The sequence below is a fragment of the Paraburkholderia sp. FW306-2-2C-D06C genome (assembly GCF_058781505.1).
On the sequence record NZ_JBYSWU010000002.1, the window covers coordinates 139519 to 161617 of the forward strand.

Consider the following 22099-nt stretch of genomic DNA (forward strand, 5'->3'; position numbering starts at 1 on the left):
GGCGCCGGCGCGTCCACGCCGGCGGAGCAGGACACCTGCTCCATCGTCAAACGAACCGTCGCCCCGGGCTTGCTGATTTCGATGAACTCGATATCGACCGCTGCCAGCCACGACGTGATTTGCCGAAGCTCGTCGATATCCACTTCGATTTTTTGTGTCATGTTTCAGTGTCGGGAAGGACGAAACAGCGCAATGAGATTGCGCACCTTGACGAGATAGCTGTCCAGTTCTTCCAGTGCGTTGACGGCTTCCGTATACGTCGTCTGAACAAAGCGAATCTTCGTACCAATGCGCGCCTGCGCGAGCCGCCACAAATCCGCCTCGATCACGGTGCCGATCTTCGGATACCCGCCGGACGGCTGGGCATCCCGAAGCTGAATGATCGGCTGTCCGCTATGCGGCACCTGGATCACACCCGGCACGATCCCATGCGAGCGCTTTTCGATCGCATGCGTCGCGATCAATGTCGGACCGGCGAGGCGATATCCGTACCGATCGCTCTGCGGCGTCACTTTCCACCCATCGCGCCAGAACGCTTCCAGCGATTCCGGCTGGTAGCAGTCGTACTCCGCGGCGGGCAGCACGCGCACCACGGTTTCGCCTGCGTCGGCTCCGGGAAGGGATAACGGAGCCGGCAACGAGTACTCAGGCGGCACAGTGCCGAATCCCGCGGCATGCACCGGATCTTGCGGCGCGGCGCCGTTTGCGAACCCCACCGCCTTCACCACATCGCCCTTGTGCAACTGACGACCGTTATAGCCGCCGAACTGGCCGCGCAACTGCGTGCTACGCGAGCCGAGCACCACCGGTACGTCCACGCCGCCTGCAAGCGACAGGTAACAGCGCGTGCCGCTGGTCGGGACGCCAATCGTCAGCACGTCGCCCTGTTTCGCCTGCACGGTCCACCACGGCAGCACCGGCCGGTCGCCCAGCCGCACCGAGCAGTCGGCGCCGGTGATGGCGAACGCAAGGTCCTCGAGGAAGCGGATACGGAAGGGAAACATCGGAATTTCGATGCCGGCCGCGTCGTCCGGATTGCCGAGCAGCAGATTGCCGACCGCGAGCGCCAACCGGTCCATCGCGCCGGCCGTTCCGACGCCGTAGCGCAGATAGCCTTCACGCCCCTGGTCCTGCACCGTGGCGAGCGCGGAAGAAGACAGGATCTCGATCATGGAACAATCCTCTCGACGCGAAAACGGATCATGTCGCCGGGTGCGAGCGTGGCCGGGTTGTCACGTGCCGGGTCGAAGAACGACATCGACGTATGACCGATGGTGTTCCAGCCGCTCGGTCCCGCCGACGCCGAGACCCCGGTCTGCACCCCGCCGATCGACACCGCGCCGCCTGGCAGTCCCAGCACCGGCACCTTGCGCCGCGGCGTGGCGATGCGCGGATCCATGCCGCCCAGGTAGCAGTAACCCGGATGGCTGCCGAGCGCATAGACCGTGTAGAGCGGCGCGCAGTGCAATTTCACGACCTCATCGACAGACAACCCGGTGTGATTCACCACGTCCTGCAGATGCGGCCCGAACTCGCCGCCATATTCCACCGGCAATTCCACCACCTTCCCTTCGATCTGCAACTCGCTCGCCGCGGCCCACGCGTCGCGCAAAGCAGCGCCCAGCGAATCCGGATCCGCGGGCGGCGTGGAAAACGTCAGCATCAGATTGGTCACCCCCGGTACTGCCTCACGCACGCCCGGCCACGATTCGACCTCACGGGCGAGCGTCCAGATGCGGCGTTGCGCACGCAGATCGAGTGCGCCCGGTGCTTCGAACAACATGGCCGTCGTACCCAGCATGCTGATGCAAAGCGGCTGCTCCGATTCATCCTGTTTCATTGCAAGGACGGTCCTCTGTGAATCCGGCCGTAGCCGTTCGACTGCGTCCGCGTGCGCGATCGACGCATGCTCAACGGTCAGCGTCATGTCTGTTTCCTCTTTGCGAGCCAACGCTCCAGATGATGAATATCGACCCCGCCCTCACCGAATCCTTCGTCCTCGAGCATGGCCCGATGCAATGGCACGTTGGTGCGAATGCCTTCGATGCGCATCTCCGAGAGTGCAAGGCGCATGCGCGCCAGCGCCTCCTCACGGGTTGCGCCGTGTGTGATCACCTTGGCGATCAGCGAGTCGTAATACGGCGGCACGACAGCGCCGCCGCTCATATGCGAGTCCACCCGTACGCCGTTGCCGCCCGGCAGTTCCCAAACGGAAACCTTCCCCGGACACGGGACGAAGGTGAACGGGTCCTCCGCGTTGATCCGGCACTCCAGAGAATGGCCAAGCGTGCGAATGTCCGACTGACGAAGGGTCAACGCGTGTCCCTGGGCGATCCGGATCTGTTCCCGCACGATGTCGATGCCCGACGTCATCTCCGTCACGGGATGCTCGACCTGCAACCGCGTGTTCATTTCGATGAAATAGAACTGGCCGTTCTCGAACAGGAATTCGAAGGTGCCCGCGCCGCGGTAATTCGTCTGCCGGCAGGCCTCGACACAGCGCTCGCCCACTTGCCGGATCAGCTCCGGGTCGATGCCGGGTGCGGGCGCCTCTTCCAGTACCTTCTGATGACGCCGTTGCAGCGAACAGTCGCGCGAACCGAGCCACAGGGCATTGCCGTGCGTATCGCACAAGACCTGAATTTCGACGTGACGCGGATGCTCGAGAAACTTCTCGACATAGAGCTCCGGCTTGCCGAAGGCGCGGCGTGCTTCCTCCCGCGTCACCGACACCGCCTCGAGCAACTGCTCGGGGCCCGGCACGACTCGCATGCCCCGCCCGCCGCCGCCGCCCGCCGCTTTGACGATGACCGGATAGCCGATGTCCTGCGCGACCCGCAGGATCTCCGTGGGATCGTCCGGCAGACCGCCATCCGGGCCCGGCACGCATGGCACGCCGGCCGCGCGCATCGCCCGTTTGGCGGCGACCTTGTCGCCCATGGTCCGGATAGAGTCGGGTTCGGGGCCGATGAAGGCCATGCCCGCTGCCTCGACCTGCGCGGCAAAATCGGCGTTTTCCGAAAGAAAGCCGTAACCGGGATGAATCGCCTGCGCGCCGCTCACGTGCGCCGCGAACAGGATCGCGGCCCGGTTCAGATAACTCTGCCCAGGTGCAGCAGGACCGATGCACAGCGCTTCGTCGGCGAGCCGCACATACCGTGCATCGGCGTCGGCCTCGGAATGGACGGCAACGGTTTTAAGACCCAGTTCACGGCAGGCGCGCTGGATTCGAAGCGCGATCTCGCCGCGGTTGGCAATCAGTACCTTGTTGAACATGGTCGATCAGCCGATCCGAAACAGCGGCTGCCCGGATTCCACTTCGCTGCCCGGAGCCACCAGAATCTCCAGAACGGCGCCGCTGAATTCGGACTCGATCGCATTGAACATCTTCATTGCCTCAATCGTGCAGAGCACCTGCCCTTCTTCGATCGCGTCACCGGGATTCACGAATGGCGCCTCGCCGGGCGCCGGCGTCAGATGAACGACGCCGAACATGGGCGCACGAACGAGTTGCGGCTCATTTGCGGTTGCAAGGGGTGCCGGGGTTGCAGGGATTGCGGGGGCTGCGCGGGTTACGTCGGCTGATTGCGCCGGCTCGGCGAGCGGCGCTTGAGCCCCTTGAGCCCCTTGAACGTCCGAGGCGCACGCCGTGGCTGCACGTTCGTCGCCCGCTGGCGCATCAGCCCGCTTGCCGCGCCGTTTCGCCTTCACGAGCTTGACCCGTTCGTCGCCCTCGATGACCTCGAGCTTGGCTAGCGGAGATTCCGCTAACAGGTCGATAAGCGCCTTAATCTTCTGGAGATCCATCTTTGAGTCCGTGGCCGGTTGGACGCGCGCCGGTCGACTGGCGTGCGCGAAGCACCGCTGGGGCTGTACGGCAACCAGATTCGCTCTCCAGTTGTCTCGCCCGCGTGACGGCTAGCCTCGTCGCTCCGGCTCACTGCGAACCGGGCGATCGACGATGGACTCAATGTATCCGGCGCATAAAAATTGCGCCAAGACGGTTTGGCTTTGTAGCGATAAGGTGCGCTTATGTATCGGCGCCGGGCTCCGAACGCACGTCGAGCGCGAGGTCGCCGGCCAGTTCCAGCAGGATGTCCTTGACGGCCGCGGCGGGCTCGGAAAGCGGCAGGTGATCGGACAGACAGACCGATAGCGGAATCTTGATGACGGGCGAAACGATGCGGCAGCAGACAATGTCGCCCGCCGCGGCGACCACGCGAGCGGTGGAATCCGGCAGGATGGTCGCGCCGATCCCCGCGCTCACCGCCGCCGACAACGTCGACGCGGATTCGATTTCGGCCACGACCTTGGGGATCATCTGGACGCGCGCGAATCCCTCGTCGACGTACTTGCGCAGATAGTTGTACGGACGCGGCAGCAGCAAAGGCACGTCACGCAGCTCCGACACGCCGATCTGCTCCTGCGTGATTCCCATGCTGCGCGGGGCGACAAGGAACAGTTCCTCGTTCATCAGAAGCTGGAACGACAGACCATGCACGGGCTTATCGCCATACAGCACCGCCATGTCCATCCGCCCGTTCATGATCAGCTCGCTAAGCGTCGTGCCGAAATTCTCGTTGATGTAGAGAAGGATGTCCGGATGCCGGGCGCGAACAGTGCGCAACAGCGGCAACGACAGCGCCGACGCTCCGGTGCCGGGCGCCAATCCCACCGAAACCTGGCCTGACAGCGTCTGGCCGGCACTCTTGACGTCGGCCTGAGCCTGTTCATACTGGCGCAGGATCAGCTGGGCGTGGCGATACAGCGTCGCGCCCGCCTCGGTGGCCGTCACGCCCCGCTTGGTACGCACCAGCAGCTGTTGCTGGAACTCGTCTTCGAGCGTGATCAACTGCTGGCTCAGCGCCGGCTGGGCGATATGAAGCACTTCGGCGGCCTGCGTCAGGCTGCCGATATCGACGATCTTCACGAAGTACTTCAAACGCCGCAGGTTCACGGTAGTCGCGTCTCAACATTAAGGGATGGCAACAATGATAGGGCAAGCGCCGCCCGGCGCACAGTGCTTAAAAAACCTTCCTCTGACTGTGGCAACGCGAAACAGCAGTGTGCCAGCGTATCCCCGCATGGACCTCGATCGGCAAAGGCCGGACGGACGCGCACGCGTACCATTGCGTCATAAGTGGATGTTATTGCACCAGCGGAAAGTCATCTTGGCTTGAACTTTTTCGCGCGCTTAATGTAAAGGCTCGTCAAATGCCGTTGAGGAGTCAAGTGTGAGTGCATCGCGAATTGCCGCCCGCGTCCAGCGAATCAAACCTTCGCCGAGTAGTGCTGCGGCCGACCGGGCCGCGGAACTGCGGCGGCAGGGAAAAACCATCGTCAACCTCGTGGTCGGCGAACCCGATTTCGATACGCCGGAGCATATCCGTCGCGCCGCCTTCGACGCCATGGAGCGTGGAGAAACGCGCTACACGCAAACAGCCGGCACGCCGGCACTGCGCGCCGCCATCGCGCAGAAGCTCGCGCGGGAAAACGGACTCTCATACGATCCCAAACACATCATCGTCACGTGCGGCGCCAAACACGCGATCTTTAACGCGCTTGCCGTCACCGTGGAAGCCGGCGACGAAGTCCTGATTCCCGCCCCTTACTGGGTGTCCTACCCGGACATGGCGCTCGCCTGCGATGGGGAGCCGGTCGTCGTGCCCTGCACCGAGGAAGACAGCTTCAAGCTCACACCCGCCAGCCTCGAAGCGGCGATCACGCCACGCACGCGCTGGCTCATCATCAATTCGCCGACCAACCCCACGGGCGCAACTTATAGCACCGGCGAACTGCGCGCATTGGCGGATGTGCTGTTGCGTCACCCGCACGTGCTGGTGATGATGGACGACATTTACGAGCATATCCGCTTCGACGGCGAAGCGCCGCAACACCTGCTTTCGATCGAACCCCAACTCAGCTCACGCACACTGGTCGTCAACGGCGTTTCCAAGACCTACGCGATGACCGGATGGCGTATCGGCTACGCCGCTGGCCCCGCCGACCTGATCGCGGCCATGGACACGCTTCAGTCCCAATCCACCAGCAACGCCAGCTCGATCAGCCAGGCCGCGGCGCTCGCGGCGCTGAACGGCGACCAGACATTCGTACAGCAATCGGTGCGGACCTACAAAGCGCGCCGTGACCACGCGCTCGAAGCCCTCAACGCGATTCCCGGTATCAGTTGCAAAACACCGGGCGGCGCCTTCTATCTGTATGTCAATTGCGGCGGCATGATCGGCCGCACCACGCCGCAAGGCAAGCGCCTCGAGGGCGACGCGGATGTCGTTCTGTATCTGCTCGAGCACGCCGGCGTCGCATTGGTTGCCGGATCGGCCTATGGCGTTTCACCTTTCTTCCGGATGTCGATCGCCACGAGCATCGAGATCATCGATGAGGGCTGCAGGAAGATTGCAGCCGCGGTAGCCGCACTGAAATGAGAGTATGGCGACGACGTGAATACGTAGCGTCGTCGCTTTGTAAAAAGACATGCCGCGCCGAGAGGACGCGGCAGTCGGTTTGGAGTTTTCCACTTTTCGTCAATCTGCAAGGGGATCTATTCGTGAAAAAGCATACTTTAGCTATACTAACTGGTCTTGGACTGGCAATCTCCGGGGTCGCACACGCGCAGTCGAGCGTCACCCTATACGGCATCATCGACGAAGCGGTGCGCTACGACACCCACCAGAACAAGTCCGGCGGGAAGCTTTTCACGATGGGTAGCGGCGGCGAGATCCAGGGCAGCCGCTGGGGTTTGCAGGGAACCGAGGATCTCGGCGGCGGGCTGGCCGCGATTTTCCAACTCGAAGGCGGCTTTACACCGAATACCGGTGTGACACAGCAGTCCACGCCGTCCGGTGCCGCCCGCCTGTTCGGCCGCACCGCGATGGTCGGTCTCAGCAGCCCTTACGGCACGGTGACGATGGGGCGTCAATACACGCTGGTGCATGAAATGGGATGGACGCACGACATCTTTGCGTTCGCCAATTACACCGGCACAATCGGCTTTCAGGGCGCCGGATTGACCGGCGGCGGCCGTCTGGACAATTCCGTGCGATACACCTCGCCGACGCTCGCCGGCTTCACCCTCAAGGGTGCCTATACGTTTGGCCAGACAGCGGGCAACATTCACCAGAACTCCTCACCGGCCGTCAGCCTTTCCTATGACCACGGCCCGTTGAGCGTCGGCGCGGCCTACCAGGTCGTGAACGACATTGGCGGCCTGACGCCTGCGACCAGCACCTATGGCAGTACCTACTTCGGCGTGACGATCCCGGACAGCTCGCAAAAAATCTTCACCGCGGGCGCAACCTATAAATTCGGCGCGGCGAAGGTGTTCGGCTCGTATATCTACAGCCACGTCTATCCGGCCGATTATCGCAACGACTCCTTCTCCACCGCGGTCCAGTACTACATCACGCCGGCACTCGTGCTCGATCTGCCGTTCTACATCGACTTCGTCCATCACGCGGGCCGGAGCGGCACACGCATCACCGGCGGCCCGACGCTCGACTACTTTTTGAGCAAGCGCACCGATGTCTATGTCGGCGTGGACTACAACCACCTCACCGGCGCGTGGACGACTCTCGCCGCCGCCTCCGGTTCGAACCAGCCGTTTTTTGGCTACAACTCGCTGTTCGAGGCAGCGATCGGTCTGCGTCACAAGTTCTAACGTCTAAGGCATCCAACGACTGTTCGGCGTTTCCCGATGCCGAACAGTCCCCGCCGAAAGCCGCATCACATCGGAGCGCAATCTCGCTCCGATCGCCAATACCAAGTCTCAGGTTCAGAAGGCAGACCTCGATCCGCCAATACCGCCCATCCATCCCAGGAGGAACACTCATGAGAATCGGCATCCCTGCCGAAAGCCGCGCCGGCGAGACGCGTGTCGCCGGCACGCCGGAAACAGTCAAAAAACTCACCGCGCAGGGGCATACCGTTCTAGTGCAAAGCACGGCAGGCGAGCGTGCCCATTTCCCCGATACCGCCTACACACAGGCCGGCGCAACGTTGGTCGAATCAGCCGAAGCATTCGCCGCCGATCTCGTACTCAAAGTACAGACACCGACAGAAATCGAACTCCAGAAAATGAAGCGTGGCGCGATTCTCGTCGGCATGCTTAACCCGTTCGACGTGGATCAGGTCGCCCGAATTCGCGCCGCAGGCGTACCCGCGTTCGCACTCGAATCGATTCCGCGTACGACTCGCGCGCAAAGCATGGATGTGCTGTCGTCACAAGCCAATATCGCCGGCTACAAGGCCGTGCTGCTGGCGGCGAGTTTGTACCAACGGTTCCTGCCCATGCTGATGACCGCTGCGGGCACCGTCAAAGCGGCACGGGTACTCGTCCTCGGCGCAGGCGTCGCAGGCTTGCAGGCGATTGCCACGGCAAAGCGACTGGGCGCGGTGATCGAAGCGTCGGACGTGCGCCCCGCCGTCAAGGAGCAAATCGAATCCCTGGGCGCAAAGTTTCTCGACGTCCCGTGCGAAACCGACGAAGAGCGCGAAGCCGCCCAGGGTGCAGGCGGCTACGCGCGCCCGATGCCGGCCTCGTGGATCGCACGCCAGGGCGTTCTGGTTCATGAACGGGCCCGACAAGCGGATATCGTCATTACGACCGCGCTGATCCCGGGACGCACAGCCCCCACGTTGCTCGACGAAGAGACGGTACGTGAGATGAAACCGGGCTCGGTGATCATCGATCTGGCCGCAGGCAGAGGTGCAAGCGTGGGCGACAGGCGCGGCGGCAATTGCCCGCTGACCGAAGCGGATGCCGTGGTGCTGCGCCACGGTGTGCATATCGCCGGCTATACCAATCTGCCGGCCATGGTCGCAACAGATGCATCTTCGCTCTACGCGCGCAACGTGTTCGATTTTCTGAAACTGATCGTCGATACAGACGGCAATCTGAAGATCGATACCAGCGACGACATCGTTGCGGCCACCTTGCTGGGTCACGACGCCTCGATGCTGAAAACCGCGTAAGGAGACCGCCATGGAACTCATCACTCATACCACCACCAATCTCATCACTTTTGTTCTGGCGATCTATGTCGGTTACCACGTTGTCTGGAACGTGACCCCTGCCCTGCATACGCCTCTGATGGCCGTCACCAACGCGATATCCGCGATTGTCATAGTCGGCGCCATGCTGGCGGCAGGACTGACCGTGGGTGGTACCGGCAAAGCGTTCGGCGCATTCGCCGTGGCGCTCGCGGCAGTCAATGTATTCGGCGGCTTCCTCGTGACGCGTCGCATGCTTGAAATGTTCAGGAAAAAAGACACTAAAAAACCGGTCGCAAACGAAGCCAACGGAGCCTCGCGATGAGCATGAATGTCGTCACTTTGTTGTACCTTGTCGCCTCCGTATGCTTCATTCAGGCGCTCAAAGGGCTGTCGAATCCGAAAAGCGCCAGGCTGGGCAATGCCTTCGGCATGGTCGGCATGGCGCTCGCCATTCTGACGACCCTCGCGTTGATCGCGAAACAGGCATCCTCACTCGGCTCGGACCTGATGCTCGGGCTGGCGGTCCTGGTCGTCGCGCTGATCGTCGGTGGCGCGATCGGCACTGTTGTTGCCGCGCGCGTCGAGATGACCAAAATGCCCGAGTTGATTGCAGCCATGCACTCGTTGATCGGGCTGGCCGCCGTTTGTATTGCCTATGCGGTAGTTTCCGAGCCAGCCGCTTTCGGACTGGCCGCAACCGGCGGCGAGCTGCCGTATGGCAATCGCGTCGAGTTGTTCATCGGCACCTTCATCGGCGCGATCACGTTCTCCGGGTCAGTGATCGCCTTCGGCAAACTGTCCGGCAAATACCGCTTCCGGCTGTTTCAGGGCGCACCGGTCGTGTATCCCGGGCAGCATGCACTCAATCTTGCACTAGCCATTGCGATGGTCGGCTTCGGGATTGCGTTCTTTCTGACCCAGTCATGGTTGCCCTTCATCGTCATGACCGCCATTGCGTTCGCGCTTGGCGTGCTGATCATCATTCCGATCGGCGGCGCCGACATGCCGGTCGTCGTCTCGATGCTCAACTCGTATTCGGGCTGGGCTGCCGCGGGCATCGGCTTCTCGCTGAACAACCCCATGCTGATCATCGCCGGATCGTTGGTCGGCTCGTCGGGTGCGATTCTTTCGTACATCATGTGCCGGGCGATGAACCGGTCGTTCTTTAGCGTGCTGCTCGGCGGCTTCGGCGCTGAAGCCGCGGCTGAGGGCGGCGCCAAACGGGAACAACGGCCGGTCAAATCAGGTTCCGCCGACGATGCAGCGTTCCTGCTAGGCAATGCGGAATCAGTCGTGATCGTTCCCGGCTACGGATTGGCGGTCGCGCGAGCACAGCATGCGCTGAAGGAGTTGACCGATAAGCTCACCGGCAAGGGCATCGAGGTCCGTTACGCGATCCATCCGGTGGCCGGCCGGATGCCGGGTCATATGAACGTGCTGCTCGCCGAAGCGGAAGTGCCGTACGACCAGGTATTCGAAATGGAAGACATCAACGCGGAGTTCGGCCAGACCGACGTTGTGCTCGTGCTCGGCGCCAACGACGTGGTCAATCCCGCCGCAAAAACAGACCCGGCGTCGCCGATCGCCGGCATGCCGATTCTGGAGGCCTACAAGGCACGCACCGTGATCGTCAACAAACGGTCGATGGCGTCCGGATATGCCGGTCTCGACAATGATCTGTTCTATATGGACAAAACAATGATGGTGTTCTCGGACGCCAAGAAGGTCATCGAGAACATGACCAAGGCGCTCGAGTGAGCAACCATAAGCGGCGACTATCGGCCCAGACAACTTCGGTCTTTGTCGACCAGGGCTTTAAACGCTACCGTATAGTGTGCTGATCCCGTATTCACCGTTATAGGCACTTACCATGCATGCACTTGTCATTCACGCACCACTCGATCTGCGCATCGAGGACGTTCCCACGCCTGAACCGGAAGCGAACCAGTTGCTCGTACGGGTTCGGGCCGGCGGTATCTGCGGCTCCGATCTTCACTACTTCAATCATGGCGGTTTCGGCACGGTTCGCATCAAGGAACCCATGGTGCTCGGCCATGAAGTATCCGGCGCCGTCTCGCGTGTGGGGCCTGGCGTGACGGATATGCCGGCCGGCACCCGGATCTCCATCAGCCCGAGCCGGCCTTGTGGTCTGTGCCAATACTGTCAGCAAGGGCTGCAGAACCACTGTCTGGATATGCGCTACTACGGCAGCGCCATGCGCACGCCGCACGTGCAAGGCGCATTCCGGCAGGAGATCGTGATCGACCGTTCGCAGGCGCACGTCGTGGCGGACTCGTTGAGCGATGCGGAAGCCGCGATGGCCGAACCGCTCTCTGTCGCGCTTCACGCCGTTCGCCGCGCGGGTCCGTTGCTCGGTAAGCGTGTGCTCGTCACAGGGTGCGGACCGATCGGCGCGTTGATCGTGGCGGCTGCGCGCAGAGCCGGTGCGGCGATGATCGTAGCAACCGATGTGAATACGCTGCCGCTCGACAGCGCGAAAAAGGTCGGCGCCGACCTTGCGCTCAACATCGCGGAGACGCCGGACGCGCTCCAGCCGTTCGCCGCCGGCAAGGGCAGCTTCGATGTTCTGTTCGAGGCCAGCGGCAACGCGGCGGCATTGCGCGGTGCATTCGACGTGCTCAAACCACGCGGCGTGATCGTCCAGGTCGGCCTCGGCGGCGACATCGCCTTGCCGATCAACGTGATTGTCGCCAAGGAATTCGATCTGCGCGGGGCGTTCCGGTTTCACGAAGAGTTCGCTGTTGCCGTCGAACTGCTGAACAAGGGATTGATCGACGTGAAGCCTTTGATTTCAGGCATTTTCCCGTATCAGGATTCGGTCAAGGCGTTCCAGACAGCGGGCGACCGTTCAAAATCGATGAAGGTGCTGGTGAGCTTCGATTGATCGCGCACATAGGGCGACGATGACGCGGCAATCCGCGTTCGTCGCCGTGCGTCCACCCATGACGGCTCCCTTTCCGACGACACCGTTCACGAAAACTCCATGCCTCCGGTGCCCGAACTTCCCGCTTGCGAACGGCTCGATTATCTGTTCGAGAACAACGAGCGCTGGGCCATATAAAAAGCCGACGTCAATGCAGACGTCGGCTCTTGCCCTTCTCTCTACGCGTTGCTCAGTTGTTGCATCGCGCTTCGAGCGCATCGATAAACGCGCGGTTCCAGCGGCCCTCCTTCATCGCCCGCATGGTCTCTGCCTCCGCTTCCAGAACGGCTAGCGCTTTTTCAATGACATGCTCGGCATCGTCTTGCGGAATGGCCAGCAAGCCGTCCTGATCACCGACCACGATGTCCCCCGGATTGACCACCATGCCTCCGACCGACACCGACACATTGATTTCACCCGGACCGTCCTTATACGGCCCACGGTGCGTGACCCCGCGCGCGTATACTGGAAAATCCCGATCGCGAATTTCTGCGACGTCGCGGATTGCGCCATCTACCACCAAACCGACAACGCCGATGTGGGCTGCGTAGAAAGACAGAATCCCGCCGACCACAGCGTTGTTAAGATCGCCACCCGCGTCCACGACCAGTACGTCACCTGGACGGCAAAACTCCAGGGCGCGCAGGTAAGTCAGGTTATCCCCGCCTCGCGAGCGCACCGTGACCGCGGTGCCAGCCATCGTCTTCTTGCCGGGCCGTTGATAGGGGTGGAGTCCCACACTGCCGATGTTGCGATGCATGTTGTCGCTGAGAGCAGATACGGGAATATCACGCAATGCGGTAAGGATCTTGTCGGCAGCTTGAGGCGCCGAAGGGTTTTTCCTGATGGCTTTGTACATGGTCGATCTTCGCTTCCAAGTGTAAGGGGAGCGGCTCATGCAGGTCAGGAACGAGTAGGCACGACGCGCTCATCCGGGCACATCACATCAGTCCGAAGACGGGAGTCGATTTGCACCTGTCGACGCACAGATGCCTCACTGGCTACCCGCCGTCTGACAGTGATAGCCAGGCGCTCTCCATTGCCTTCCTTGCTGCCGCTGTAACACGGATATAACGGTATATCGCCCCCGCCAATCACGCCAAGACGGGTTCGTTCTTGCGCGATAGGAAACGCTTATGAAACGCAATTGTCGGAGGAAGCGGCGCTGGAACTCGCACATGGGGAGTTCGCGTTGTGGAAGACGTGAGCGCGAGACCTGTTCTCCGCACGGCAATAAGGCAGAGCCTCCCAGGACGCCGCGACCACCGCAGTCCCGCGAAAAGTCACCGCAAACTGCTGAATAGCTGAGCCACCAGATCGCGCAGCCAGCGATTTCCCGCTTCGTGGTGATAGCGGGCGTGCCAGTGCTGCCGCACCGCAAATCCCTCCACCGGTATCGGACACGGATGCACCGACAGGCCATTCACCTTCGCCAGCGTCTCGCCGATATGCCGCGGCAGCGTGGCAATCAGGTCGGTGCTCTTGATGATGGCCCCGAGCCCGAGAAAACCCGGCAGCTCGAGTACAACGTCCCGCTCAACGTGCTCGCGCACAAGAGCTTGCTCCAGCAGTTGCGCCCCGGTCCCTGCCGCGATGGCGACATGGCCTTCCGCGCGGTACTGCTTAAGCCCGAGCTTTCCGCGCACGCGCGGATGATGCTTATTCATCAGACACACCCAGTCCTGCGTGTACAACTGCTGCTGGTAAATGTTGCCGCCGAGCCAGGGCACGTGGCCGATCGCAAGGTCTGCCTCACCTGATTCCAGCGCGCGTTCGGTATTGCCGTCGATCCTGGCCGCTTCGAGGCGGATCCCCGGCGCCTGCGCGCGCACGTGCGCCAGCATTCGAGGAAGCAACGTGATGTGGCTCGCGTCGGTCATGCAGATGCGGAACCGCCGCTTTGCGGTGGTGGGATCGAATGCGATCTCCCACGCAGCGAAGCGCCGCAGTGATTCGAGAATCTCCCTGCACGGACCGATCAGCGCATCGGCTTGCGGCGTCGGTGCCATGCCGCCAGGCGTACGTATGAACAGCGGGTCTTGCAGATGCTCCCGCAAACGCCCGAGCCAGATGCTGATCGTCGGCTGACTCTGTCCGAGCTGCTCCGCGACGCGTGTGACGCTGCGGACATCGTAGAGAAGATCGAAAAGCTGCAGCAGCTTCAGATCGGGGAGTTCTGCCGGGTTCATAGCGATATTGTCTGATGCAATGACATCATTGTATCCATTGCATTGCGGACATGAGCACCGAATCGTATCTTGATCTCCGGATTAAGGAGACGACAGTGAAGATTGCGATTCTGGGTGCGGGTGCGCTGGGCTGCGCCATTGGCGCGGCGCTGACCGAAGGCGGCAACGAAGTCTGGCTGCTGAACCGCTCGGCGGCACACATAGAGGCCATGCGACGCGATGGTCTATGCGTAGACGATGCGAACGGCTCGCGTCGCGTGAAAGTCCGCGCGGCGACGCGGGCCGCGGAGGCCGGCGCCGTCGATCTGGTCGTCGTGCTGGTCAAGTCATTTCATACCGATGCGGCGATGCGCGGCGCCCTGGAGCTGATCGGACCCGACACGCTGGTCCTGTCGTTGCAGAACGGCCTTGGGCACGAAGATGGGCTCGCCGACATCGTGGGGCGCGAGCGCGTGCTGGCCGGCAAGACGTACGTGGGCGGCGTGATGCGCAATCCGGGGCACATCGAGTCCGGCGTCGCCGGCAAGGCGACTTACATCGGCGAACTCGATGGCCGGATCACCTCCCGCGTGACGGCGATCGCCGAAACCTTCAACGCCGCCGGGCTGGCCACCACGGTCAGCGACAACATCGTCGGCACGATGTGGGACAAGCTGCTGGTCAATGTCGCAACCGGCGCGCTGACCGGCACCACCGGCCTGACCTACGGTCAGCTTTACGACGAACCGCTTCTGAAGAATGCGGCGCTCGCAGCGGTCGCCGAAGCGATCGCGGTCGCCCAGGCCGCAGGCGTAACGCTCTCCACCACCGATCCCGAACGCCCGTGGACCCTCGCCGGCGAGGGACTATCCGCCACCTTCAAGACTTCGATGCTGCAAAGCCTCGAAAAAGGCTCCATCACCGAAATCGACTTTATCAACGGCGCGGTCGTGCGCTGGGGACAACGGCACGGCGTGCCGACGCCCGTCAACGCGACGCTGGTCGCGTGCATCAAGGGCATCGAGCGCGCCATGACCGACCGACAACACAGCAACATCTTGCATGGGACCGGAGTAACGCGCTGTGGGGCTGGAGTAAGCGCTAAAGCGCTAACTCCAGCCGACACGCCAACTCTGGTCGACCGCAATGAATTGCATGGGACCAGAGTAGGCGCTAAAGCGCCAACTCTGGTCGACAAGGGAGACAACCGCATGAACGGCAGCAAGGCTTATCTGGAGCATGTCGCCATCTGGGTGAAGGACATCCACTGGCACATCCGCTTTTTCGAAGACGTTCTCGGCATGACGATGCGCGAGGTCGACGGCACCGTCGAGGAACCCCGTCAGTACTGGACGCTCGGCGGTTTGCAATTCATCCATAACCCGCAGCATGACGCGCCTGAAGGCCGCCTCGGCCACCTGGGTGTCATGTGCGAAGACATGGAGGCCGCGCTGGCTGCCGCGCAAAAGTATGACGTCAGCGAAATGCCACAGGGGCGCAACTGGTTGCGCCTGCCGGACGGCCTCGCCGTCGAACTGATCCAGGCGAAGCCCGCGTCGTGCGTGGCGCGCGCACTGGACATCAATCCGCGTGCGGAGGTGCGAGATGACGATCGTCGATAAATATTGGGACGATGCCCGCGAGGGCGACGAGTGCGTGAGCCCGAACTACACGGTAACCAAGGAACGCATTCTGGCCTATGCCGACCTGACAGGCGATCACACACCGGTTCATGTGGACGAGGAATACGCGAACGCGAGCCACTTCGGTTCGATCGTCGCACACGGTCTATTTGGTTTGTCGATCGCCGATGGACTCAAGACCCAAAGCGACTACCGCTTCCTGCCTGGCATGTCGCTCGGGTGGACGTGGGACTTCAACCTGCCGATCAAGGTCAATGACGTGCTGCACGTGAAATTCCGTGTGGACACGATGCGCGCGAGCAAGAGCCGTCCCGACTGGGGGATCGTCGTACTGCCGTCCGAACTGATTAATCAGGACGGAAATGTCGTCCAGCATGGCGAGCATCGTCTGATGGTGCCGCGCCGCCCGGGAGCATTCTGATGCAAGCACGTCCTCTCGAAGGTATTCGCGTCGTCGATTACAGCCATTTTCTGGCCGGTCCGTATGTTGGGCGCTGTCTCGCGGCGCTCGGCGCCGAAGTCATCAAGGTCGAACGTCCCGGCAGCGGCGACGCCGGGCGTCAGCATGCCACGGTGCTCGATGACGAGCAGAGCGGCTATTTCCTGCAACTGAACATGGGCAAGCGCGGCGTCAGCGTCAACATGCGCGACCCGCGCGGCAAGGAATTTATGCAGCGGCTGTGCGACTCGGCAGACGTATTCGTCGAGAACTACCGGCCGGGTGCGCTCAACAAGCTCGGGCTCGGTTATGACGAACTGTCTGCGCGCAATCCGAAACTGGTCTACTGCTCGATATCAGCTTACGGCCATACCGGACCGGATGCGCATCGCGCCGGTTTCGGCCTGATTGCCGAAGCGCGGAGCGGGATCATGCAGATGATCGGCAATCCCGGCGAACCGCCGCCGCTGATGCGTATTTCGCTCGGCGACATGTACACCGGCATTCATGCAGTGGCCGCGATCAATGCCGCGCTGCTTGGTCGCGTGAAGAGCGGCCGCGGGCAACACGTCGACATGGCGCTGTACGACACACTGATGTCAATGCACGAATACGCGGTGCAGTGCTACACGATGCAAGGCATCGTGCCGGAGCAGACCGGTCACGACATGCCCACGTCAACGCTCTACGGCGTGTTCCGTGCCGCCGACGGCGACCTCGTGATCGCAGCGCAGGTGGACGACGCGTGGCAGCGCTTCGCCGCCGTGGTCGAGTCGCACGGCGGACCGGACGGTTTTGGCACCGACACACGCTTTCACACCCTCGCGGGACGCAATACGAACCGGTTGGAGATTCTGTCCGTCGTGAAGCCCTGGGTGGCAAGCCGACCGGTCGCGCAGGTGCTTGAGCTGTTGGATAGCATCGACGTGCCTTGCGCGAAGGTGCAGCGCATTGACGAAGTGCTTGCCGATCCGCAGATCGTCGCGCGCGGCATGGTGGTCGAGCAGGAGCACCCGCGCTACGGCAAGTTGCGTCTGCCGAACCTGCCGTTCCGTTTCTCCGACTGCGACACGACGATCCGCGAGGTCGCGCCCGATCTCGGTCAGCACAACGCGGAAGTGGCGCAATCGCTGGGCTTCGGCGCTGCCGAGATCGACGCAATGCAAACCGATGGTGTGTTGTATTCGAAAGTGAGGCCATGATGACTGACCAATACGCAGTGGTCGGCAATCCGATCGGCCATACGAAATCCCCGCTGATCCACGGTCTCTTCGCGCAGGAGACGCAGCAGGACATGTCCTATACGGCAATCGAAGGACCGTTGGAACCGCAGGACGCGTTCGCCGCGACCGTGCGCGCGTTCATCGCAGCGGGCGGCAAAGGCATGAACGTGACCGCGCCGTTCAAGCTGAAGGCGTTCGCGATGGCCGACGAACGCAGCGAACGGGCGGCACTGGCTGGCGCCGCTAACGCGCTGAGCTTCAAGGACGGCCGGATCATCGCCGAGAACTTCGATGGCGTCGGCCTGTTACGCGACATCGAAGTCAACCTGAACCTGCCGATGGCCGGCAAGCGCGTGCTAGTCCTCGGCGCGGGCGGCGCAGTGCGTGGCGCATTGCTGCCCTTCCTTGCCGCCCGTCCCGCGGAACTGGTCGTCGTCAACAGGGACATCGCGAAGGTTCGGGCGCTGATCGACCAGGTCGCCACGAGCGGGCCGCTTGCCGCCTGCGGCTACGGCAATCTTGAGGCGATAGGACAGTTCGACCTGGTGGTCAACGCGACGTCGGCCAGTCTCACCGGCGATCTGCCGCCGGTTCCACCGAGCGTTTTCAGCCCAACCGGCGCGGCCTATGAACTGGCCTACGGCAAGCGGCTGACGCCCTTCCTGAGACTCGCGCGCAATGCGGGTGTGCTGGGTGTCGCGGACGGTGTCGGCATGCTGGTGGAGCAAGCCGCAGAGGCGTTCGCGTGGTGGCGCGGCGTGCGGCCCCAGACCCGCGCCGTGATCGACCGGCTCACCGTGCCGCTCGATTGAGAATGCAACGGAGTGACGAATGAAAACGACCCTGATGCTTCACGGTATCAACCACAATATGTTTGGCAAGCGCGACCCGGCGCAGTACGGAACAATCCTGCACTGCCGTCCTGTTCACGCTGTCCGTTTCGCTGCATACAGGGTTTGCCCACGCTGACATCGAGACCGCCGAACACGTACATCATCATGGTGTCTAGATCTGCTTGCGCGCGCGTCACCCGCAGCGGCAAGTTTGCGCAGTTCGGCGGTTGCGTCCGCCGTACGGTTTTCGCTTAGCGTTCTTGGCATGCCTCACGACAGGGTCTCCCTCGCGATCCGGATGGCTTTATCGAAGCTGCTATCCGTGGCGACGTGCCGGTTGTCAACGCTCACGAGCCAACGGTCACTGCTACAGCACCAGCGAATCCTTCGCTCTTCAAGCAGCAATGCGAACCACCGCCAAATGGAGGCATCTTCGGCATTAGCGGCTAAGGCCGCCGCCGCTCTGACATGCCTCATATCATTCAAATTGCTCACGTGTCACCTCATCCGACCTGGACTTTCCCTCGACGTACGCTTAAGACAGCATGGCCTCGAACTCCGGCACGACCGAGAACAGATCGCCCACCAGACCATAATCGGCGACGCCGAAAATCGGCGCTTCCGGGTCCTTGTTGATTGCCACGATCACCTTCGAGTCTTTCATGCCGGCCAGATGCTGGATCGCCCCCGAGATGCCGACGGCCACGTACAGTTGCGGCGCGACGATCTTGCCGGTCTGGCCGACCTGATAGTCGTTCGGCACGAAGCCCGCGTCGACGGCTGCGCGCGAGGCGCCCAGTGCTGCGTTCAGCTTGTCCGCCAGCGGCTCCAGAACCTTGGTGTAGTTCTCGCCGTTGCCCAGACCGCGGCCACCCGAGACAATGATCTTCGCCGAGGTCAGTTCCGGACGGTCCAGCTTCGTCACTTCACGGCTCACGAACTGCGAAATGCCTGTGTCTGCCGCGGCTGCAATCTTCTCAACTGTTGCGCTGCCGCCAACGGCCGCGACCGCGTCGAAACCGGTCGTGCGCACCGTGATGACCTTGATCGGATCAGCCGATTGAACCGTTGCGATCGCGTTACCGGCGTAGATCGGGCGTTCGAACGTGTCGGCGGAAACCACTGCGGTGATGTCGCTGATCTGCGCGACGTCGAGCTTCGCGGCGATACGCGGCGCGATGTTCTTGCCGTAAGCAGTCGCCGGCGCGAGGATGTGCGAATAATCCTTCGCCGGGTCTTGCACAAGCGTCAGCACCGTCGCCTCGACGTTTTCTGCCAGGCCCGCTGCGAGTTGCGGCGCGTCGGCCAGCAACACCTTCGAAACGCCTGCGATCTTCGCTGCCGCATCCGCTGCGGCTTGTGCGTTGTGCCCTGCCACCAGCACGTGGATATCTCCACCAATCTTCTGCGCGGCTGCAATCGTGTTCAGCGTCGCGGCCTTGATCGACGCGTTGCCCCCCAAGGGGGCTTCCTCCCCACGGGGGCTTCCTTCGGTCGTCGGGGCGTCGTGTTCCGCTATTACCAGATTCGTCATTTGTTCCCTCTCCGCGTGTTACTTAAAGCACCTTGGCTTCGGTCTTCAGCTTCTCGACCAGCGTCTTCACATCCGGCACCATCACACCGGCGGAGCGCTTCGGCGGCTCGGCGACTTTCAGCGTCTTCAGGCGCGGCGCAACGTCAACGCCCAGGTCTTCCGGCCTGATCGTTTCCAGCGGCTTCTTCTTCGCCTTCATGATGTTCGGCAGCGTCACGTAGCGCGGCTCGTTCAAGCGCAGGTCGGTGGTGACCACGGCGGGGAGCGTCAGCGACAGCGTTTCGGCGCCGCCATCGACTTCACGCGACACGATCGCCTTGCCGTCGGCGACAACGACCTTCGAGGCGAACGTCGCCTGCGGCAGGTTCGCCAGCGCGGCGAGCATCTGGCCGGTCTGGTTCGAATCGTCGTCGATCGCCTGTTTGCCAAGAATGATCAATGAAGGCTCTTCCCTGTCGACCAGCGCTTTCAGCAGCTTGGCGACCGCCAGCGGCTGCAGTTCTTCGCCCGACTCGATCAGGATCGCGCGGTCCGCGCCGATCGCGAGCGCCGTGCGCAACGTTTCCTGCGCTTGCGTCACGCCCGCCGACACGGCGATCACTTCGGTCGCCACGCCCGCTTCCCGCAGACGAACGGCTTCTTCAACCGCGATTTCGTCGAACGGGTTCATCGACATCTTTACGTTCGCCAGGTCAACGCCACTGCCGTCCGACTTCACCCGGACCTTTACGTTGTAATCGACCACTCTCTTGACAGGCACAACAATCTTCATGGTTCCCTCTCTAATCGTTTGAACGCTAGTGTGCTTACTCAAACCAAGGGTTGGAATTCGGCATTCTGGAACGCTGCATTTCAGACGCTCGAATGCACACGCAAGCCAGAAGGGAAAGGATCCGCGCGTGAATCCGCACCGACAAATCCCGTTAGCCCCAGCCTAATCGCGTCTTCCGCAATCAGTAATTGAGCGACGACTTTTGCTGATGCAAGCTATCACTCACCAAAGCACGGTAATCGATCAGCCCTGCTTAGCGCGACGGCTATCCGTTTTCATCAACCTACCAAAACTCGTCATCATGTCAGTCAACTGGCCGGAAACAATCTTCGAGCACTTCAAAGCCGCTGACGTGCGGCAAGTGGCATACGTACCTGATGCGGGGCACAAACGTCTTATCGAACTCTGCGAAGCAGACGCTGAAATCCATGCGGTTTCGCTGACCACCGAAGAAGAAGGGGTGGCCATGATGGGCGGCGCATGGGTCGGTGGCCAGCGCGGCGTATTGCTGCTGCAATCGAGCGGCGTGGGCAATTGCATCAACATGCTTTCTCTGCAACACGAGTGCCGCATGCCCATCGTGATGCTGGTCACCATGCGCGGAGAGTGGGGAGAATTCAATCCCTGGCAAGTCGCCATGGGCAAATCCACCCAGGAAGCCCTCGAATCGGCGGGCGTCTACGTCTACCGCGCGGATGATCCCGCCGAAGTCCCTGAGACCGTACGCGCCGCGTTGAATTTCGGCTACAACACCTCCCGGATGGTCGCTGTCCTGATCGGACAGCGCGTTATCGGCACCAAGAACTTTAACAAGTGAGCACGAACATGACTCAGCAGACGACGCCCCTGAACCGTCGACTGACGGTGAAGCGGATTCTCCGCGATCGGCAGCAGGACGTTCTGGCAGTGACCAGCCTTGGCAATCCGACCTTCGATGTGGCCGCCGCCGGCGATACGCCACAGAACTTCTACCTGTGGGGTGCGATGGGAGGCGCCGTCAGCTTCGGTCTTGGCATTGCGCTTGCACGACCTGAGAAGCGCGTGATCGTGTTCGTTGGCGACGGTGAAATGATGATGGGCCTCGGGTCGCTCGCGACCGTAGGCGTCGATCGGCCGGCCAATCTCTCCATCGTCGTTATCGACAACGAACACTACGCGGAAACAGGCATGCAGTTGGCGCACGCAGGACGGGGTGTCGACATCACGGCAATCGCCAAGGCGGCTGGATTCGAGAAAGCGACAACTATTTACGCCGAGGGCGGGCTCGAGGAGTATGTCGACGTCATTCTGAAGGCATCGGGTCCCGTGCTCGCCACGGTGAAGGTCGGAACCGATCCCGAACCGACCGCCCTCCCCCCACGTGACGGTCCGTACCTGCGAAGCCGTTTCCGTGAAGCATTGCTTGGCGCCAAGGCGCACGCCAGCCAATAAGCACCAAGGTGCGGATCCCTGCAGGAAAGCGATGGAGCGGCTAGCTGCCGCCCCACCGCTTTCTTCGCTCCAGCCCCGGATTACACCCCCTGTACAATCGGGA

At 62.1% G+C, this 22099-nt stretch carries 21 protein-coding genes and 2 pseudogenes; 14 read left to right on the forward strand and 9 right to left on the reverse strand.

Going from position 1 to position 22099, the window contains the following annotated elements; genetic code table 11:
• Window positions 1-164 precede the first annotated feature (164 nt).
• From AC3WLT_RS02285 to nac, 5 genes are all read right to left on the reverse strand, one after another.
• Complete coding sequence (locus AC3WLT_RS02285) at window positions 165-1172, reverse strand: 5-oxoprolinase subunit C family protein (protein WP_492590310.1); 1008 nt, start codon at window positions 1170-1172, stop codon at window positions 165-167.
• Entirely contained in the window at window positions 1169-1840 is a 672-nt protein-coding gene (gene pxpB / locus AC3WLT_RS02290; RefSeq protein WP_492590416.1) for a 5-oxoprolinase subunit PxpB, read from the reverse strand. The genes AC3WLT_RS02285 and pxpB overlap by 4 nt, the downstream gene beginning before the upstream one ends.
• Before the next feature lie 83 nt (window positions 1841-1923).
• Window positions 1924-3276, reverse strand: a complete 1353-nt coding sequence (gene accC / locus AC3WLT_RS02295; RefSeq protein ID WP_492590311.1) for an acetyl-CoA carboxylase biotin carboxylase subunit — start codon at window positions 3274-3276, stop codon at window positions 1924-1926.
• Between the two features lie 6 nt (window positions 3277-3282).
• Entirely contained in the window at window positions 3283-3807 is a 525-nt protein-coding gene (locus AC3WLT_RS02300) for an acetyl-CoA carboxylase biotin carboxyl carrier protein (RefSeq protein WP_492590312.1), read from the reverse strand.
• Between the two features lie 223 nt (window positions 3808-4030).
• The gene (gene nac / locus AC3WLT_RS02305; RefSeq protein ID WP_492590313.1) at window positions 4031-4957 is read right to left on the reverse strand and encodes a nitrogen assimilation transcriptional regulator NAC; all 927 of its coding nucleotides are present in this window, start codon (window positions 4955-4957) and stop codon (window positions 4031-4033) included.
• Between the two features lie 277 nt (window positions 4958-5234).
• Between nac and AC3WLT_RS02310 the strand changes: the two genes are divergently transcribed.
• The 6 genes from AC3WLT_RS02310 (at window position 5235) to AC3WLT_RS02335 (ending at window position 11914) form a co-directional block, all read left to right on the forward strand.
• Window positions 5235-6443 carry an aspartate transaminase gene (locus AC3WLT_RS02310; protein ID WP_492590314.1) on the forward strand — a complete coding sequence of 403 codons (1209 nt, stop codon included), beginning with the start codon at window positions 5235-5237 and terminating at the stop codon, window positions 6441-6443.
• Between the two features lie 122 nt (window positions 6444-6565).
• Entirely contained in the window at window positions 6566-7675 is a 1110-nt protein-coding gene (locus AC3WLT_RS02315; protein WP_492590315.1) for a porin, read from the forward strand.
• A 170-nt stretch (window positions 7676-7845) separates the two neighbouring features.
• Entirely contained in the window at window positions 7846-8988 is a 1143-nt protein-coding gene (locus AC3WLT_RS02320; RefSeq protein WP_492590316.1) for a Re/Si-specific NAD(P)(+) transhydrogenase subunit alpha, read from the forward strand.
• 10 nt (window positions 8989-8998) lie between these two features.
• Complete coding sequence (locus AC3WLT_RS02325) at window positions 8999-9331, forward strand: NAD(P) transhydrogenase subunit alpha part 2 (protein ID WP_492590317.1); 333 nt, start codon at window positions 8999-9001, stop codon at window positions 9329-9331.
• Window positions 9328-10767 (forward strand): NAD(P)(+) transhydrogenase (Re/Si-specific) subunit beta, encoded by a 1440-nt coding sequence (locus tag AC3WLT_RS02330; protein ID WP_492590318.1) that lies wholly within the window; start codon window positions 9328-9330, stop codon window positions 10765-10767. Before AC3WLT_RS02325 ends, AC3WLT_RS02330 begins: the two co-directional genes overlap by 4 nt.
• A 112-nt stretch (window positions 10768-10879) precedes the next feature.
• On the forward strand, window positions 10880-11914 hold the full coding sequence (locus tag AC3WLT_RS02335) for an L-idonate 5-dehydrogenase (RefSeq protein WP_492590319.1): 1035 nt from the start codon (window positions 10880-10882) through the stop codon (window positions 11912-11914).
• A gap of 229 nt (window positions 11915-12143) precedes the next feature.
• Here the strand turns inward: AC3WLT_RS02335 and AC3WLT_RS02340 are convergent, their stop codons facing one another.
• Together AC3WLT_RS02340 and AC3WLT_RS02345 are read right to left on the reverse strand one after the other, a co-directional pair.
• Window positions 12144-12812, reverse strand: coding sequence for an RraA family protein (locus AC3WLT_RS02340; RefSeq protein ID WP_492590320.1), 669 nt, complete (start codon window positions 12810-12812; stop codon window positions 12144-12146).
• Window positions 12813-13236: 424 nt separating this feature from the next.
• Window positions 13237-14142 (reverse strand): LysR family transcriptional regulator, encoded by a 906-nt coding sequence (locus tag AC3WLT_RS02345; protein WP_492590321.1) that lies wholly within the window; start codon window positions 14140-14142, stop codon window positions 13237-13239.
• 95 nt (window positions 14143-14237) lie between these two features.
• On the opposite strand from AC3WLT_RS02345, the pseudogene AC3WLT_RS02350 reads away from it, so the two are divergent.
• The 6 genes and pseudogenes from AC3WLT_RS02350 to AC3WLT_RS02375 form a co-directional block, all read left to right on the forward strand.
• Window positions 14238-15167, forward strand: a pseudogene (locus AC3WLT_RS02350) (ketopantoate reductase family protein); the annotation flags it as partial.
• A 165-nt stretch (window positions 15168-15332) separates the two neighbouring features.
• Complete coding sequence (locus tag AC3WLT_RS02355; RefSeq protein WP_492590417.1) at window positions 15333-15743, forward strand: VOC family protein; 411 nt, start codon at window positions 15333-15335, stop codon at window positions 15741-15743.
• Window positions 15727-16185 carry a MaoC family dehydratase gene (locus AC3WLT_RS02360; RefSeq protein WP_492590322.1) on the forward strand — a complete coding sequence of 153 codons (459 nt, stop codon included), beginning with the start codon at window positions 15727-15729 and terminating at the stop codon, window positions 16183-16185. Before AC3WLT_RS02355 ends, AC3WLT_RS02360 begins: the two co-directional genes overlap by 17 nt.
• Window positions 16185-17405: a CaiB/BaiF CoA transferase family protein gene (locus AC3WLT_RS02365; RefSeq protein ID WP_492590323.1), complete on the forward strand. Its 1221-nt coding sequence runs from the start codon at window positions 16185-16187 to the stop codon at window positions 17403-17405. Before AC3WLT_RS02360 ends, AC3WLT_RS02365 begins: the two co-directional genes overlap by 1 nt.
• On the forward strand, window positions 17405-18238 hold the full coding sequence (gene aroE / locus AC3WLT_RS02370) for a shikimate dehydrogenase (protein ID WP_492590418.1): 834 nt from the start codon (window positions 17405-17407) through the stop codon (window positions 18236-18238). Before AC3WLT_RS02365 ends, aroE begins: the two co-directional genes overlap by 1 nt.
• Before the next feature lie 19 nt (window positions 18239-18257).
• A pseudogene (locus tag AC3WLT_RS02375) lies at window positions 18258-18335 on the forward strand (type II 3-dehydroquinate dehydratase); the annotation flags it as partial.
• Window positions 18336-18794: 459 nt separating this feature from the next.
• Here the strand turns inward: AC3WLT_RS02375 and AC3WLT_RS02380 are convergent.
• Together AC3WLT_RS02380 and AC3WLT_RS02385 are read right to left on the reverse strand one after the other, a co-directional pair.
• The gene (locus AC3WLT_RS02380) at window positions 18795-19793 is read right to left on the reverse strand and encodes an electron transfer flavoprotein subunit alpha/FixB family protein (RefSeq protein WP_492590324.1); all 999 of its coding nucleotides are present in this window, start codon (window positions 19791-19793) and stop codon (window positions 18795-18797) included.
• A gap of 22 nt (window positions 19794-19815) precedes the next feature.
• Window positions 19816-20565 carry an electron transfer flavoprotein subunit beta/FixA family protein gene (locus tag AC3WLT_RS02385; protein WP_492590325.1) on the reverse strand — a complete coding sequence of 250 codons (750 nt, stop codon included), beginning with the start codon at window positions 20563-20565 and terminating at the stop codon, window positions 19816-19818.
• A gap of 301 nt (window positions 20566-20866) precedes the next feature.
• On the opposite strand from AC3WLT_RS02385, the gene AC3WLT_RS02390 reads away from it, so the two are divergent.
• Together AC3WLT_RS02390 and AC3WLT_RS02395 are read left to right on the forward strand one after the other, a co-directional pair.
• The gene (locus AC3WLT_RS02390; RefSeq protein ID WP_074283245.1) at window positions 20867-21382 is read left to right on the forward strand and encodes a thiamine pyrophosphate-binding protein; all 516 of its coding nucleotides are present in this window, start codon (window positions 20867-20869) and stop codon (window positions 21380-21382) included.
• Window positions 21383-21390: 8 nt separating this feature from the next.
• Window positions 21391-21996, forward strand: a complete 606-nt coding sequence (locus AC3WLT_RS02395) for a thiamine pyrophosphate-dependent enzyme (protein ID WP_492590326.1) — start codon at window positions 21391-21393, stop codon at window positions 21994-21996.
• The last annotated feature ends 103 nt before the right edge of the window (window positions 21997-22099 follow it).

What these genes read in the sequence shown, in the direction of transcription:
- AC3WLT_RS02285 (WP_492590310.1), bottom strand. Translation starts at nt 1,172, where the DNA reads ATGATCGAGATCCTGTCTTCTTCCGCGCTCGCCACGGTGCAGGACCAG.
- AC3WLT_RS02355 (WP_492590417.1), top strand. Translation starts at nt 15,333, where the DNA reads ATGAACGGCAGCAAGGCTTATCTGGAGCATGTCGCCATCTGGGTGAAG.
- AC3WLT_RS02380 (WP_492590324.1), bottom strand. Translation starts at nt 19,793, where the DNA reads ATGACGAATCTGGTAATAGCGGAACACGACGCCCCGACGACCGAAGGA.
- AC3WLT_RS02340 (WP_492590320.1), bottom strand. Translation starts at nt 12,812, where the DNA reads ATGTACAAAGCCATCAGGAAAAACCCTTCGGCGCCTCAAGCTGCCGAC.
- AC3WLT_RS02335 (WP_492590319.1), top strand. Translation starts at nt 10,880, where the DNA reads ATGCATGCACTTGTCATTCACGCACCACTCGATCTGCGCATCGAGGAC.
- AC3WLT_RS02300 (WP_492590312.1), bottom strand. Translation starts at nt 3,807, where the DNA reads ATGGATCTCCAGAAGATTAAGGCGCTTATCGACCTGTTAGCGGAATCT.
- AC3WLT_RS02395 (WP_492590326.1), top strand. Translation starts at nt 21,391, where the DNA reads ATGACTCAGCAGACGACGCCCCTGAACCGTCGACTGACGGTGAAGCGG.
- AC3WLT_RS02325 (WP_492590317.1), top strand. Translation starts at nt 8,999, where the DNA reads ATGGAACTCATCACTCATACCACCACCAATCTCATCACTTTTGTTCTG.
- AC3WLT_RS02345 (WP_492590321.1), bottom strand. Translation starts at nt 14,142, where the DNA reads ATGAACCCGGCAGAACTCCCCGATCTGAAGCTGCTGCAGCTTTTCGAT.
- AC3WLT_RS02320 (WP_492590316.1), top strand. Translation starts at nt 7,846, where the DNA reads ATGAGAATCGGCATCCCTGCCGAAAGCCGCGCCGGCGAGACGCGTGTC.
- AC3WLT_RS02360 (WP_492590322.1), top strand. Translation starts at nt 15,727, where the DNA reads ATGACGATCGTCGATAAATATTGGGACGATGCCCGCGAGGGCGACGAG.
- AC3WLT_RS02365 (WP_492590323.1), top strand. Translation starts at nt 16,185, where the DNA reads ATGCAAGCACGTCCTCTCGAAGGTATTCGCGTCGTCGATTACAGCCAT.
- pxpB (WP_492590416.1), bottom strand. Translation starts at nt 1,840, where the DNA reads ATGAAACAGGATGAATCGGAGCAGCCGCTTTGCATCAGCATGCTGGGT.
- AC3WLT_RS02390 (WP_074283245.1), top strand. Translation starts at nt 20,867, where the DNA reads ATGTCAGTCAACTGGCCGGAAACAATCTTCGAGCACTTCAAAGCCGCT.
- accC (WP_492590311.1), bottom strand. Translation starts at nt 3,276, where the DNA reads ATGTTCAACAAGGTACTGATTGCCAACCGCGGCGAGATCGCGCTTCGA.
- AC3WLT_RS02330 (WP_492590318.1), top strand. Translation starts at nt 9,328, where the DNA reads ATGAGCATGAATGTCGTCACTTTGTTGTACCTTGTCGCCTCCGTATGC.
- aroE (WP_492590418.1), top strand. Translation starts at nt 17,405, where the DNA reads ATGACTGACCAATACGCAGTGGTCGGCAATCCGATCGGCCATACGAAA.
- AC3WLT_RS02385 (WP_492590325.1), bottom strand. Translation starts at nt 20,565, where the DNA reads ATGAAGATTGTTGTGCCTGTCAAGAGAGTGGTCGATTACAACGTAAAG.